This is a genomic window from Thalassospira sp. SM2505 (assembly GCF_054901115.1).
Genome location: NZ_CM142731.1, coordinates 1,260,345 through 1,275,336, shown reverse-complemented (window position 1 = coordinate 1,275,336; position 14,992 = coordinate 1,260,345). Strand labels below are relative to the sequence as shown.

Here is a 14,992-nt window from a genome sequence, read left to right as displayed (position 1 = left end):
GATCGACTACTCTCAGGTAGATTTTTATCCACCCGTCATTTTGTTATAGTTCCAAAAGTAATCAAATTGGATCCAATTTGGCAAGACGCTTTTTTGCCAAACCGATCTGAACTATGATCGTCGACCAATCACAAAGATGGAAAGCGGCATGACCAAACACGGCCAGAGAGTCCTGATCACATTGCGAAAAATGATCGCCAACGGGGAACTCCCTCCGGGTGAACGCGTCGCGGAAATCCCGATTGCCGAACGTCTTGGCGTATCCCGAACACCGGTCCGGATCGCCTTTCGAACCCTCGAACAAGAAGGCCTGCTACGCAAGGGTGACCGGCGCGGATACACCGTGCGAGCCATCACCCCGACCGAGATCGCAGACGCCATCGAGGTTCGCGGCGTACTGGAAGGACTGGCCGCCCGACTTGCGACCGAACGCGGGATATCCCCACAGGCACGCAACTGCCTTCTGGACTGCCTGACAACCGGAGACGCCCTGTTTTCCAAGGGATATCTGACTGATGAAGACATGGAAAACTATCATGACTTCAATATGCGCTTTCACAACACCATCATCGAATCAAGCCGCAACAATGCCATTGAGGATGCCCTTTCGCGCAACGATCACCTGCCCTTTGCATCAGTATCATCCATCGCATTCAACCGTGATGACATGACCGGTGAATTCCGCCGTTTCAATTTCAGCCACATGCAACATCACATCATTTTTGATGCAATCGACAACGGTCAGGGCGCACGCGCCGAATCCCTGATGCGGGAACATGCGAACGCGGCCCTGCGCTATACAAACATTCTCGGCCCGACCCAGGGCATGCCCGAAAATTTCACCGTGATCGAGCGTGAAGACTGAAGGCCGCCCCGGACGATTTTCATCCACCTGCCGCACAGCATTTGACAAAATTGGATCCAATTGGTCTAATCTGGATCCAATGACATCTGCCAACAATCACACCCGAAACAGAATTCGGGGATCAGGGAAGGAAAATCGCCATGCCAAAAGCCGTCATTCAACAGATCCATGACCTGACAAACCGCACACGCGGCTTTGATCTTGTCCCTGCGGATAACTCTGTAACCTTGCCTCCCTGTTCTCCGGGTGCACATATCAAGGTCAGCGTTACTGACGAAACTGGCAAACAAGCCAAACGGTCCTATTCCGTCATCAATCCCGGTCAAAGCGATCTTTATCGCATTGCCGTCCTTCGCGAGGATAATGGCGAAGGCGGATCGCGTTTCATGCATGAAACACTCGAAGTCGGTAACATCATCGAAATAGACGAACCGCAAAATGACTTCCCGCTTGATCCGGATGCGACCGAAACAATCCTGATTGCAGGCGGTATCGGCATCACCCCCATTCTGTCGATGGCCAAACAGCTGCAACAGGACGGGGCGAACTTCACCCTTCATTACAGCAGCCGAAACCATCATGACATGGCACTCATGTCGGAGGTACTCGACTGCGCCGAGGGTCGTTGCAGCCTTTATTTCGATGGCGGGGACGCGACGCGTGGCATGCCACTTTCCGCCCTTCTGGGGACCCCGGGGGCAAACAGGCATGTCTATGTTTGCGGTCCGGGTGGATTGATTGACGCAGTCCTTGAAACAGCCCGCCGCAATCGCTGGGCCCCGGATAACGTCCATTACGAACGTTTCACCACTCCGTCAGCACAGCTTGACGATACCGGCTTCGAAGTGCACCTCGCCCAAAGCGGCAAAGTCTTTGACGTCCCGGTTGGGAAATCCATTCTGGACGTTCTGATCGACGAGGGGATCGATCCGCTTTACGACTGTAAAAAAGGCAATTGCGGTATCTGCACCTCGGTGGTGTTGTCCCATGATGGTGATCTGTCCCATCGTGACGCCTATCTGAGTGACAGCCAGAAAGCACAGAACGATCAGATGTGCATTTGCGTATCCCGCATGCAAAGCAGCGGACGTCTCAGTCTTGATCTCTGACCTTTGATACATGCTATCTGCAACAAAAAAGGCCCGGCAATGCCGGGCCTTTTCGCATGACTTGACCTAGCCAAACAAAGGATCAATCTGACGCGCAGCATTCAGTACCTGCTTGTCATGACCATGTGGGGCCGCAACCATCAAGGCAGCCGGGACTGTTTCACCGTCAATATGGACCGGGATCGAAATTGCGCAGGCATCGACAAGATTGAGATAGCCGGTATTACGCAACATCAGGGCATTGAGATTGTCAAAATCGGCTTCAACCTCGGCAATCTTTGGTGCCATCATCGGCAAGGTCGGTGCAATCATCACATCAACATCGGCCATCGCCGCATTGAACATCGAAACCACATCTACCCGTTTGGCATAGGCCGCAATCATATCGTCCTTTGACAGGGTATCGGCAAATTTCAGACGGGCCAGAACGCGCGGATCACCGACCGTTTCAAGTTTGTCAAAATCGCCGGAATAGATCGCGTGCGCCTCAAATGACACCAGCATCTTGTTTAAGATCGCGTTTTCAGCAATGAAACCAAGCTCAATCTCGACCAGTTCGTGCCCGGCTGCTTTCAACTGCGCGCAGATGGTTGCAAAATCGGCCTTGACCCGACCATCCAGCCCGTCGACAAAACCGCTGGTCGGCACACCAATGCGAAGTGGTGACGGATCAACATGCTCAAGCGCCTCACCCGTCATGACCTCGAACACGGCAATCGCGGTATCAAGATCACGGGCAAGCGGGCCCGGGGTATCAAAGCTTTTGGCAAGCGGATGAATGCCCTTGCCCGAAACACCAAGACGGCTTGGCTTGAAGCCATAAAGGCCATTGATCGCAGACGGAATACGGATTGATCCGCCGGTATCGGTGCCAAGGGCAAAATCAACCAGACCATGGGCCACAGTCAAACCACCTCCGGATGTCGAACCACCGGGAATACCTTCGGCATCAAAGATATTGCCCGGCGTCCCGTAATGCGGGTTAAGCCCCACACCGGAATAGGCAAATTCGCTAAGCGTCGTGCGACCAAACGGGATCGCACCGGCTTCCTTTACCAGACGCACGATGTCGCAATCTGCATCTGCCGGGGTGCGATCCAAAAGAAGCTTTGACGCCGCTGTAGTGGCTATGGCTGCTTCATCATACAGGTCCTTGATCGAAACCAGCATCCCGGCAAGCGGCAAGCCCGGATTGGCAGCAGACAGTTCTTCGGCCTTTGCCGCAGCGGCCAGAATCCGGTCCGGGTCAAATTCCGTAAAGATTTGCCCCTTCAGATCACCAAGCTCATTGACCTTGTCGATTGCTGCTTGTGCCTTGTCGATCATCGCGCCCATCTGGCTGCCTCATCCTTCTTTTATCGTTTTGTTTCAGGCGGAAACTGGCTCAGGCAATTTCCGGAAGTTCATTAATGGCATAAGAATGCTCGATCGTGCGACCAAGAACCGGATCATGCAATGCCATTTTGAAACACTTTGCCGGACGTACGCCGCCTTTGGCACCAAGCGTGCCGCACAGCATCACCGATGCCTTGCCTGCCGGGGCGGATGACATCAGGCCGGAACCGTCAATCAGGTCGCTTAGCGGGCGGATCGAGGCAATTGTTCCTTCCTGATAAAGCACCCAGTCATCGCCATCCTGCTCGGAAATCCAGGACCGCATTTCAATCTGTTCGATGTGATCGGCGACCTCGTCAAAACACCAGATTTCTTTTGCCACCGGCTTTTCACAAATCTGCTTGGACAGGGCAACCGAGTGTGCCTCAAGTTCACGGTCGGTATGGTCGGATGCCAGTCCAAGATAAAGCACGCCATCGCTTGCAATCAGGAACGGTTCGATCTCGCCCGATGTGCCTTTGCCGACAACTTCGATACGGTCTTGCTGGGTCACCATGCCCGATGCCGTGCGGTAGTAAAGCGGCACGCTTGACGGCGGCTTCACACCGATTGCTGCAAGTTCATCAATATGATGCTGAATGGCATGGGCATCGCGACCGGTCCATCCGGCAACAGTGCAATGGGCGATATCAAAGGCGATCTCTTTGCCCGAAAGGGTAAAATTCATCTGCATTTTTGTAATCCGGGTTCATTTGTTTGGGGTCATCCGCCGGGCTGGGGAAGCCGGGACCGGACGTGGAGCAGGAATACGAACCGGCTTTCCCGGCTCGTATTCCGCCTCAATCATTCGAGGAACTAAGACCTGCCTGCTCAGAGATATTCAGGCAGGAAAAGCGCAAGGTCGGGCAGGAAAATCAGACCGATGATCATCGCCACCATCACCAGAACAAACGGGATGGTTCCAAGCATGACCTCGGACAGGCGTCCGTTCTTGCGTGCACCCTGCACGACATACAGGTTCAATCCGACAGGCGGGGTGATCAGAGCCATCTCGATCAGAACAATCAGCAAGATGCCAAACCAGACCTTGTCGAACCCCATGCCAACCATGATCGGCACAATAATCGGAATGGTCGCCACCATCAGCGACAGGGTTTCAATGAAGAAGCCCAGCACGATGTAAAGTGCGATCACCACCAAAAGCGTTCCCATCGGGCTCAGGTTGAGACCAACCAGAAGCTCCTTGAGCTCACGGCCCATACCGGCTGCGGTCAGGGTGAAGTTCAGGAAATAGGCCCCGATAATCACCAGCATGATCATCGCGGTAATCCGCACCGTGCCAAGCAGGCACAGCTTGATCATGTCGTTGGAAACACCCTTGTTGAAACCGGCAATCAGAAGCGCAATTGCAACGCCGACCGCTGCGGATTCCGTAGGGGTCGCCCAACCGGCATAGATCGATCCGATCACCACAAAGAACAGCACCAGAATAGGCAGCAAATGCTTCAGGCTGACGATCCGTTCCGACCAGGTAAAGGACCGGCTCTGCCCGCCAAGCGACGGTTTGACTTTGCAAAGGGCCGCTGTCACCAGCATGAAGGCCACGGCCATCACAAGCCCCGGGACCAGACCGGCAAGGAACAGTTGCGGGATCGATGTTTCGGTCAAAAATCCATAGACGATAAGATTGATCGACGGCGGGATCATGATGCCCAATGTACCGCCCGCTGCGATCGCACCGGAAAACAGTTTGGGATCATATCCAAGCTTTTCGGCCTGTGGCATCGCCACCGTGGCAACGGTCGCCGCCGTTGCGACCGACGATCCCGACGTTGCCGAGAACATGGTCGCCGTTCCGATATTGGCATGGATCAGACCACCGGGCAGCCATGAGAACCACTTATCAAGGGCCTCATAGGTCTCCGTGGCAATTCCGCCGCGCACCAGAATTTCACCCAGCAACACAAAGAACGGAATGGCAATCAGGGTCGATGAATTGGACGACGACCAGACAACCTGCCCAAGCCCGCGCAACAGCGGGAACGGGGTAAAGAACTGATCAACACCGATCCCCAGAAGGAACAAAACAATCCCGACCGGGATCGAAAGGGCCAAAAGCCCCAGCAAGGATGCTGTAACAGCGAAAATCATGCTTCCAGCTCCAGTTCAGAGCGGGCACCAACAAGCGTATCAGCCTGTTCAAGATCGCGTCGCATCAAAAGAATAAGGGTCAGGATCACCAGCGCACAGGAACAGACGGCAAACCACAACCAGCCCGAAAACCAGATGGCTTGCGGAATCCACAGCGGCGTCTCAAGCGGGGTATTGGCAGTCGAACCACGCTGGATGGTTTTCGACAATACCGGCCAGCATTGAATGGCGACAACAGACGCCACACCAGCCAGGGCAACAATCGACAAAAGATCCAGAAACGCTTTGCCACGTTCCTGCAATTTCAGTCGAATAAGGTCAATCCTGACATGGGCCAGCTCGGTCAGGGCAAATGACAGCCCCCAGCTGGCAACACCCGCCATGACGTAACCAGAAATTTCTTCCGATCCGCCAAGGGAAATGCCGACTTCACGCAGCAAAATCTCGGCGATGATCAGGGCCACGCTGCCCATCAGAACAAGTCCGACGAGCAGCGCGATAATGCGGTTCGTGCGGCGGATGGCCGCAATCAGTTTTTGGGTCACGATCTTGGTCTCCGCCATACACTACTGATTAGTTAAGCGGTACGGTAACACCGACGGTCGCACCGACGCTATCGTTCCAGCGTTTGACCCAGTCATTGCCAGCGCGCTCTGCCCACTCCGGAAGAACGGTGGTGGTCAGGATTTCCTTGGCTTTGGCAACATCAGCTTCGGAAACTTCGACCAGCTTCATATTCGCTGGTTCACCTGCCGGGCAGGTGCCATTGCCGGTCAGGCAGGCAACATCGTTTTTAAGCGCATCTGCCGCAGATGCCCAAGCCGGTGCTTCGAACTTGGTTTTGACTTCATCCATGATGAATTTCTGCTGATCGGCACTCAGGCTGTTCCACTTGTCCATGTTCATCGCGGTCACAACCGGATCCCAGCCACCGAGCGGAATGGTCATCAGGTGATCGGAAACTTCCCACCAGCCTGCGCTATAGCCCGAACCGGCGCCGGTAACGGCACAATCAATCACGCCGCGCTCCAGACCACCCGGAACTTCCGAGAAAGCAACGTTAACACCGGTCGCACCCAGTGCTTCAAGGAACTTGGTGGTCATACGGCCCGAACCACGGACTTTCTTGCCTTCAAGATCGGCAAGTGTGTTGACTTCACCAGCACAGAAAACGACCTGCGGCGGGTACGGTGCAACGGCCAGAACCTTGGCATTGAAACGTTCCGCAAAGATATCATCAACCATCGGACGGGCTGCTTCGACCATTGCCTTTGCCTCGGCTGCGGTGTTTGCGACCAGCGGCACGTCAAGGCCTTCAAGTTCCGGTGCATCGCCAACCGCATAATCGCCAACGGTCATGGCAACATCAAAAACGCCATCGCTGAGGATACGGAAAACGTCACCGCCACCGATACCCATCTGATCGTGGGTGGTCATCTCGACATTGAATTCACCCTTGGAATCCGCCGGGAAAGTTTCGGTCCAGAACGGGCTTTCATACTGTCTATACAGCGGCAGGCTGCTCCAGCTGCCAACGACCGAGAGATCTTCGGCAAATGCCGGGGTTGCGGCAAAGCCCGCACCAAGGGCAGAAGCTGCCAGAAGCGAAGAAACCATCTTTTTCATAAGAAAACTCCTCTGATGTAACGTTTATGATTGGTTTGTTTCAGATTTGGTCTGAAGGGAAAATTCCGCGGCTTCTGCCAGGACATCGGTCACAAGCATCAGGCCGGGTTCGTGCGTGATGGCGAATTCGGGCAAGGCGTTACGAATTGCCATCTGCGGCGTGACTCCACACGCCCAGAAAACCGGAATGTCCCCTTCATGAATGACGGGTTCATCTCCAAAGTCCGGTTTCATGATATCGGCGATACCAATTTGCGACGGGTCACCGATATGTACCGGTGCCCCGTGGGCCAAACGATATCGATCAGAATACAGGATCGCCCGGATCGCATCGCCGGGCGTAAAGGACCGCATCGACACCACAAGCGGACCATGGAAACGACCGGCAGGCGACGTTTCGATATTGGTCACATACATCGGCACGTTGCGGTTCGCATCCATATGACGCACCGGCACACCGCCCCGGGTGATGGCCGCTTCAAAGGAAAACGAACATCCCAGAACAAAGGTCACAAGATCATCGCGCCAGACATCTGTCAGGTCGGTGCTGCTGGTGAATTCGGTGCTGCCACGGAAAATACGATAGCCCGGAAGATCTGTGCGGATATCAAGATCCTCGCCCAAGGCCGGGATGTGGGGCGATCCCGGCTCAGACATACCGATCAGCGGGCAAGATTTCGGGTTCTTGGCACAAAACTGCAGAAACTCGTCTGCATAGTCAGCCGGCAGGATCGCCAGGTTCCCCTGAAGGTAACCCGATGAATAACCGGTGGTCGTCCCTGTATGTTCGCCGCTACGGATCGCCTTGCGCAACGCCAGTGGCGTTACATCTGCGATGGCTGCCTTCGCGGTGTCAACGGAACGGGTGGCGCTTTTTGACGCGTTCATTTTTCAGTCCCATTCTCTGCCTCTTTATAAAGATTGTGAAACAGGACCGATCTTGTCAAGAAATCATTTTATCTGTTTTTTGATCGTTTTTAGCGATCAGTTTGATCAAACAATCTTGCTGCTTCCTGAACAGCATCGCCAATTTCGCGGTTCCGTTCCGGGTAATAGGTGATGACAAAGTGAAGCGCTGTCAGCGATGCTTCCTCGCACACCGGAATCTGCTTAATGTGTTCATCCCAAACGGAATTTTTGACCATCAGGCTTGGCAAAACACCAATACCGAAGCCCCCCGCCACCAGATGTTTGACGGTTGAAAGCGATGCCGATCCGTGGAGTGCCGGTTGCGAAATATCAGGGGCGGCAAAGATACTTTCTATCTCGCGAAATGGCGGTGTGCCCTTCGGGAAAGTCACGATCGCATGGCCTGCCAGTTCGCTTAACGATAATGGTTTGTCACCCAGCTCCATCGTTTCGACGCAATACCAGCCCAGTTCGACCGGTTTAAGCGGGGCTGCTACCGCACCCTGTGGAACGGATTCGCGCAGCATGATCGCGACATCCATCTCGTCGTCTTCAAGTGCCTTGCCAAGCTGCCCGGACGTATCGACCGACAATTCAAAGCGGACCTTGGGAAAATCGTTCTTCAGCTTGTTGAGCATGTCGGTCAAAAGCGTATGAACGATGGTTTCCGCCACCCCGATGCGCACCGTCCCGCTCAGTTCGCCGGGATGGGTCAGCTCCTGCCAGATGCGATCACGTGCGCGTGAAAGCCGCTGGGCTTCCTCGACAAAGCGCAAACCGGCCGCGGTCAGACGCACCTGCCGGTTACTGCGATCAAACAGCATGATGCCCAGTTTTTTCTCAAGCCCGGACACACGCGCAGAAATCGCAGATTGCGACAGATTGTATTTCTGGGCCGCGGCCCTGAAACCGCCAGCCTTGATGATATCCTGAAGAATTTCGATATCCTTGAACTCAAACACGTAAACCACCCTGATTGATGTTGTTTGCGATCATTCTATCCGCCATCCGATCACTTCGCACGATCAATTGATCATTGCTTTGATCAGCTCGCCTGCTTTCCACGTAGGAAGAAATGCTTAAGCAGGTGAATTCAACGGGATTTCACTAACCGATCACCGAGGCGTGACTTGCCCAAAGCGACTTTTGCACGGACATTGGTTCAAGTGCGCAATTGGAGGACGACATGCTGATACGCCGTAAGAAGGGCTGGGAAATCCCTGAACGTGATACAACACCGCAATCGGTTTACCAAAACCGCCGACAGTTTCTTAAGGGTATCGCTGCCGGATCCATCGGCGCAACCGCCGCATCCCTGCCAATCAGCAGTGCGCTGGCACAGGGGGCTGCCTCCACCGCAGACCTGTATCCGGTATCACGCAATCCCGCCTATACGGTTGATCGCGAACTGACCGAAAAGGCCAAGGCGCTGACCTATAACAACTTCTATGAATTCGGCTCTCACAAATCGATCTCGCAGGCAGCCCAGGCCATGAATATCCGTCCCTGGACGGTCAAGATTGACGGTCTGGTGGAAAACCCGATCGAGATTGATTTTGAAGACCTTGTCCGAAAAATGCCGCTTGAAGAACGCGTTTATCGGTTCCGCTGTGTCGAGGCATGGGCGATGACCGTTCCCTGGTCGGGCTTCCCGATGAAGGCACTGGTCGATTTTGCCAAGCCATTATCGGGGGCCAAATATGTCGAAATGGAAACCGCCAGCCAGAAAGACACCATGCCGGGCCTGCGGCAGTTCTGGTATCCGTGGCCCTATATCGAAGGCCTGACCATGGCCGAGGCCACCAATGAACTGACCATGATTGCCACCGGTATCTATGGCGAAGAACTGCCCAAGCAGAATGGCGCACCTTTACGTCTGGTCACGCCCTGGAAATACGGCTTCAAGAATATCAAATCCATCGTCCGCTTTACCTTTACCGACCAGCGTCCAAAAAGCTTCTGGGAAGACATCAACAGCGACGAATATGGCTTCTGGGCCAATGTGAATCCCGAAGTTCCGCATCCGCGCTGGTCACAGGCCCATGAACGACTTCTTAATAACGGTGAAAGTGTCCCGACCCGTATCTATAACGGTTACGGCGACTATGTTGCCGATATGTATAAGGGCATGGAAAACGAAAAGCTGTTCATGTGATTGGTCGTTGCCTTGACCAAAAACTGTTCAGGCATACCTGAAACCGAAACGCTGGCAGATCATTCCCGATCGCCAGCGTTTTTGATTTCAATGACATTCCCCGCCATAGCGGAACCGGCGCGTTCATTCGGACCTAGTCCACGGGCTGGGCATAGTGGTTGTAAATCGCATCAAACGTCCCGTCCTGACGCATCTTGACCAGCACCTGCTCAAGCTCGGTGAAGCTGCCATCAATGTAGTAATCAGACAGGCGCGACAACCCGATAAAGGATGGTTGTCCCTGCAAAACCAGACTGGCCTTGCGGACATTAAATGGTCCGCCTTGCCGGATCTGCTCAAAACCCTGAAGTTCGGGGACGATCAATGCATCAATGCGCCCAAGATCAAGCATCCTGAACAACGCAGCATAATCGACAGCCTCGACCAGACGCACATCCTTGGCATCCTCAAGTTGCCAGCCATAATTGGCCCCGCGCAGAACGCCGACCGATTTCTGGTCCAGATCTGTGATACTCACCACATCGGCATCGGATGCCTCCAGATAAACCGCCTTTGGTTCATTGGGTAATGCCGCACCGAAATAATACATGTATTTCTGGCGTTCATCGGTCCGGTTCGGACCAAGCATCAGATCTGCCTTGCCTTTTTCGATCAGATGCAGCGCCCGCTTGAAGGGAACGACCTCGAATTCAAGATCAATCCCGACCCGGCTTGCGGCCTCGCGGACAACATCAATGTAAATGCCGGAATAGGACATACCCGAAGCCGTATCTTTGATGATGCGATAAGGCGGCGCATTGTTCAATGCGACAACAAGTGTCCTTGCCACCACTGGTTGACCAGCAGTGACCGTGCCGATCATTACAATGACAGAGCATATCCACCAAGACACCAAACGCGGCACCAAGATATTCTCCCACCCGGCGTAAACCAACCTTTTGAACTGGCGATAAAATACCCGCCCATCCTTAGATGGGGTTGCAGCCCGCCGATTGCCAAGGCTTACATTCCCTCAGGCGAATATTCTTCAACCGACAATCGTACAGGTGTGCCATGTGATGTTATGGGCCCTTGCGACGACGCCCTTTGTATTTGGGGTTGTTGGCCGATTTTGACCCCGGCCCGACGGTTCCGATGCTGCGCGCCATCGGGCCTGCTTCGGCCAGTCCAAGTTCCTGGTCTTCAAGACGCTTGATCTCGTCACGCAAGCGCGCGGCTTCTTCGAATTCAAGGTTCCCGGCCGCTTCACGCATGCGTTTTTCAAGATCCTCGATATGCGCACGCAGGTTATGGCCAATAAGGGTATCGCCGGAAACGCCGGTATCGACTGTGACATAATCCTGCTCGGCCACACTTTGCAGAACATCATTGATCTTGCTGCGGACTGTTTCCGGTGTGATGCCATGTTCCTCGTTATAGGCCATCTGCTTTTCACGGCGGCGGTTGGTTTCACCGATGGCATATTCAAGGCTGTCAGTCATCTTGTCGGCATAAAGCAATACCCGGCCGTCAACGTTACGTGCCGCACGGCCAATCGTTTGCACAAGCGATGTTTTGGAGCGCAGGAACCCTTCCTTGTCGGCATCAAGGATCGCGACCAGTGCACATTCCGGGATATCAAGACCTTCACGCAAAAGGTTGATCCCCACCAGAACGTCAAACACACCCAGTCGCAAGTCACGGATAATTTCGATGCGTTCAAGCGTATCGATATCGGAATGCAGATACCGAACGCGAATGCCATGTTCATGCAGATATTCGGTCAGGTCCTCGGCCATGCGCTTGGTCAGTGTCGTGATCAGAACACGCTGTCCCTTGGCCGCACATGCCTTGGCCTCGCCCAGCAAATCATCGACCTGGGTTTCGACCGGACGAATAATGCAAACCGGATCAATAAGCCCGGTGGGACGAATTACCTGTTCGGCAAAGACACCGCCTGTGCGTTCCATTTCCCAATTGCCCGGTGTTGCCGAAACAAACACGCTTTGCGGGCGCATGGCTTCCCATTCCTCGAATTTCAGCGGACGGTTATCAACGCAGCTTGGCAGGCGGAAGCCATGCTCGGCCAGCGTGAATTTGCGATTATAGTCGCCTCTGAACATGCCGCCGATCTGCGGCACAGCAACGTGACTTTCATCGACAAACAGCAATGCGTTTTCCGGCAAATATTCAAACAGGGTCGGGGGCGGTTCCCCCGGATTACGGCCCGAAAGCCAGCGGGAATAGTTTTCGATCCCTTTGCAGTGCCCGACGGTTTCCATCATTTCCAGATCAAAGGTCGTGCGCTGCTCGATCCGCTCAGCCGCCAGCAACTTGCCCTCAGCCTGGAACTGCGCCAGACGGTCTTTCAGTTCCTGCTTGATGCCTGCCATCGCCTGCACAAGGGTCGGGCGCGGGGTGACATGGTGCGAGTTTGCATAAACAGTGACCGAATCCATGGTGGCAAATTTATGCCCCGTCAGCGGGTCAAACTCGGCAAGTTCTTCGATCTCGTCACCAAACATCGAAACGCGCCATGCGCGGTCTTCGGCGTGGGCCGGGAAGATTTCCAGAACATCGCCACGCACCCGGAAGGTCCCGCGCGAAAAGGCCGCATCATTACGGGTATACTGCAACTCCACCAAACGCTTCATGATGTCGTTGCGATCAATCTCGTCCCCGACCGAGATGCGCTGGGTCATCTCAAGATAGGTTTCCACCGCCCCGATACCGTAAATGCACGACACCGATGCCACGATGATACAGTCATTGCGTTCAAGGATGGCGCGCGTTGCCGCATGGCGCATCCGGTCGATCTGCTCATTAATCGAACTGTCTTTTTCGATATAGGTGTCCGAACGCGGGATATAGGCTTCGGGCTGGTAATAGTCGTAATAGGAAACGAAATACTCGACCGCATTGTCCGGAAAGAAGTGCTTCATTTCGGCATAAAGCTGGGCGGCCAAAGTCTTGTTTGGCGCAAGAACAAGTGCGGGGCGCTGGGTCTTGGCGATGATATTGGCCATCGTAAAGGTCTTGCCCGACCCGGTTACCCCCAAAAGAACCTGATCACGCTCGTTGCTTTCGATCCCGGCCATCAATTCGGCAATGGCCGATGGCTGATCACCAGCGGGCTGGTAATCTGTCACCAGTTTGAATTCGCGCGACCCTTCAACAGGCGGGCGACGTTTGGTCAGAAATTCCGGCAACGCATTCATTCGGACAGGTCCCTTTTAATTCCAACCCTAGTTATAGGTGAGATACGCCGGACCGCAAGCCCCGCACCTGACAGTTCCTGTCAGGATATGTCAGGAGACGTCAGGGGTAATAATGTCGGAACAAGATCGATATTGCAGCGTTACATATCCCGTTGTGTTCAATCTGACATCCTATGGGCCGCAAAATTGGATAAAATCATCCCAAAGAACCCGCAAATGGCGAGAATCTGCCTTGAATTGAATTTAAGGCAGGCGTAGGGTCCGATCCGAAAGAACGCGATTCTTTTCACTTCTTTTTTCATTCCAGGGAAACAGACCAATGGCGTTTATTGCCGACCGTTTGAGCCGTATCAAACCATCTCCCACCATTGCCGTAACCACCAAGGCCGCTGAACTCAAGGCAGCAGGCGTTGACGTTATCGGCCTTGGCGCAGGTGAGCCGGATTTTGATACCCCCGACAACATCAAAGAAGCTGCCAAGGCGGCACTCGATGCTGGCAAGACCAAATACACTCCGGTCGCTGGTACTCCCGAGCTGCGCAAGGCAATTGTCGAGAAGTTCAAGCGCGAAAATGACCTGGAATACACTATCGACGAGATCACCGTTGGTTGTGGTGGCAAACAGACCCTGTTCAACGCATTCTTCGCAACGCTGAACCCGGGCGACGAAGTCATCATCCCGGCACCGTACTGGGTTTCCTACCCGGACATGACCCTGATGGCCGAGGGCACCCCGGTCGTGGTCGAATGCCAGGAAGAAAACGACTTCAAAATCACCGCTGCCGAGCTCGAAGCCGCAATCACGCCGAAAACCAAGTGGGTTGTTCTGAACTCGCCGTCGAACCCGACCGGTGCTGCTTATTCGCGCGCCGAACTGCGTGCGATTGCCGACGTTCTTCTGAAACATGAAAACGTCTATGTCATGTCTGACGACATGTATGAGCACCTCGTCTATGACGGTTTCGAATTCACCACCATCGCCCAGATCGAGCCGAAGCTCAAAGAGCGTACGCTGACCTGTAACGGTGTGTCGAAATCCTATGCGATGACCGGCTGGCGTCTGGGTTATGCTGCTGGCCCGAAAGACCTGATCAAAGCGATCAACAAGGTCCAGTCGCAGTCAAGCACGCATACCTCCTCGATCAGTCAGGCTGCTTCGGTCGAAGCCCTGAACGGTCCGCAGGACTTCCTCAAAGAACGTGCAGAAGTCTTCAAAAAACGTCGTGACCTTGTTGTCGCAGCGCTGAACGAATGTGAAGGCCTGTCGTGCAAAACCCCGGAAGGTGCGTTCTACGTGTATCCGTCTTGTGCGGGCGCCATCGGTAAAACCACCCCGGACGGCAAAAAAATCGAAACCGATACCGACTTCGTCACCTACCTGCTCGAAGCAGAAGGCGTCGCAGCCGTTCAGGGTTCGGCATTCGGTCTGGCACCGTATTTCCGCATTTCCTATGCGACTTCGGATGCGGCCCTTACCGAAGCTTGCGCACGTATCAAACGTGCTTGCGCAGCTCTGAAATAAGGTTTGCGACCCCGGTTATCGGGATCATGACCATCCAAACAGGGTCCGGCACTTGCCGAGCCCTGTTTTTTTGTCCATTATCGAATTCAACAATTACGCACTGAATTACCGATAAATCGGACA

Annotated in this window: 13 protein-coding genes; 4 read left to right on the top strand and 9 right to left on the bottom strand. The window is 54.2% G+C overall.

The window, feature by feature from the left end; genetic code table 11:
• The first annotated feature begins 148 nt into the window (after positions 1–148).
• Complete coding sequence (locus ACTU44_RS05795; protein ID WP_220150299.1) at positions 149–865, top strand: GntR family transcriptional regulator; 717 nt, start codon at positions 149–151, stop codon at positions 863–865.
• 140 nt (positions 866–1,005) lie between these two features.
• A complete protein-coding gene (locus ACTU44_RS05790) occupies positions 1,006–1,974 on the top strand; it encodes a PDR/VanB family oxidoreductase (RefSeq protein WP_462096915.1) in 969 nt (322 codons plus the stop codon).
• Positions 1,975–2,040: 66 nt separating this feature from the next.
• Here ACTU44_RS05790 and ACTU44_RS05785 read toward each other — a convergent pair whose 3' ends face one another.
• From ACTU44_RS05785 to ACTU44_RS05755, 7 genes are all read right to left on the bottom strand, one after another.
• Positions 2,041–3,309, bottom strand: coding sequence for an amidase (locus ACTU44_RS05785; protein ID WP_462096914.1), 1,269 nt, complete (start codon positions 3,307–3,309; stop codon positions 2,041–2,043).
• Between the two features lie 49 nt (positions 3,310–3,358).
• The gene (locus ACTU44_RS05780; protein ID WP_462096913.1) at positions 3,359–4,042 is read right to left on the bottom strand and encodes a DUF2848 domain-containing protein; all 684 of its coding nucleotides are present in this window, start codon (positions 4,040–4,042) and stop codon (positions 3,359–3,361) included.
• Positions 4,043–4,179: 137 nt separating this feature from the next.
• Positions 4,180–5,460 (bottom strand): TRAP transporter large permease, encoded by a 1,281-nt coding sequence (locus ACTU44_RS05775; protein WP_462096912.1) that lies wholly within the window; start codon positions 5,458–5,460, stop codon positions 4,180–4,182.
• Positions 5,457–6,005: a TRAP transporter small permease subunit gene (locus tag ACTU44_RS05770; protein ID WP_462096911.1), complete on the bottom strand. Its 549-nt coding sequence runs from the start codon at positions 6,003–6,005 to the stop codon at positions 5,457–5,459. Before ACTU44_RS05770 ends, ACTU44_RS05775 begins: the two co-directional genes overlap by 4 nt.
• Positions 6,006–6,033: 28 nt before the next feature.
• The gene (locus tag ACTU44_RS05765; RefSeq protein ID WP_462096910.1) at positions 6,034–7,086 is read right to left on the bottom strand and encodes a TRAP transporter substrate-binding protein; all 1,053 of its coding nucleotides are present in this window, start codon (positions 7,084–7,086) and stop codon (positions 6,034–6,036) included.
• A 24-nt stretch (positions 7,087–7,110) separates the two neighbouring features.
• Positions 7,111–7,974 carry a putative hydro-lyase gene (locus ACTU44_RS05760; RefSeq protein WP_462096909.1) on the bottom strand — a complete coding sequence of 288 codons (864 nt, stop codon included), beginning with the start codon at positions 7,972–7,974 and terminating at the stop codon, positions 7,111–7,113.
• An 89-nt stretch (positions 7,975–8,063) separates the two neighbouring features.
• Positions 8,064–8,957, bottom strand: coding sequence for a LysR family transcriptional regulator (locus ACTU44_RS05755; RefSeq protein WP_114098016.1), 894 nt, complete (start codon positions 8,955–8,957; stop codon positions 8,064–8,066).
• A 224-nt stretch (positions 8,958–9,181) separates the two neighbouring features.
• On the opposite strand from ACTU44_RS05755, the gene msrP reads away from it, so the two are divergent.
• A complete protein-coding gene (msrP, locus tag ACTU44_RS05750) occupies positions 9,182–10,150 on the top strand; it encodes a protein-methionine-sulfoxide reductase catalytic subunit MsrP (RefSeq protein ID WP_462096908.1) in 969 nt (322 codons plus the stop codon).
• A gap of 133 nt (positions 10,151–10,283) precedes the next feature.
• On the opposite strand, the gene ACTU44_RS05745 is transcribed toward msrP, so the two are convergent.
• Together ACTU44_RS05745 and uvrB are read right to left on the bottom strand one after the other, a co-directional pair.
• The gene (locus ACTU44_RS05745) at positions 10,284–10,979 is read right to left on the bottom strand and encodes a substrate-binding periplasmic protein (protein WP_462096907.1); all 696 of its coding nucleotides are present in this window, start codon (positions 10,977–10,979) and stop codon (positions 10,284–10,286) included.
• A 232-nt stretch (positions 10,980–11,211) separates the two neighbouring features.
• Entirely contained in the window at positions 11,212–13,347 is a 2,136-nt protein-coding gene (uvrB, locus tag ACTU44_RS05740) for an excinuclease ABC subunit UvrB (RefSeq protein WP_462096906.1), read from the bottom strand.
• A gap of 319 nt (positions 13,348–13,666) precedes the next feature.
• Between uvrB and ACTU44_RS05735 the strand changes: the two genes are divergently transcribed.
• Positions 13,667–14,869, top strand: coding sequence for an aspartate transaminase (locus ACTU44_RS05735; protein ID WP_114098011.1), 1,203 nt, complete (start codon positions 13,667–13,669; stop codon positions 14,867–14,869).
• Positions 14,870–14,992: the final 123 nt, after the last annotated feature.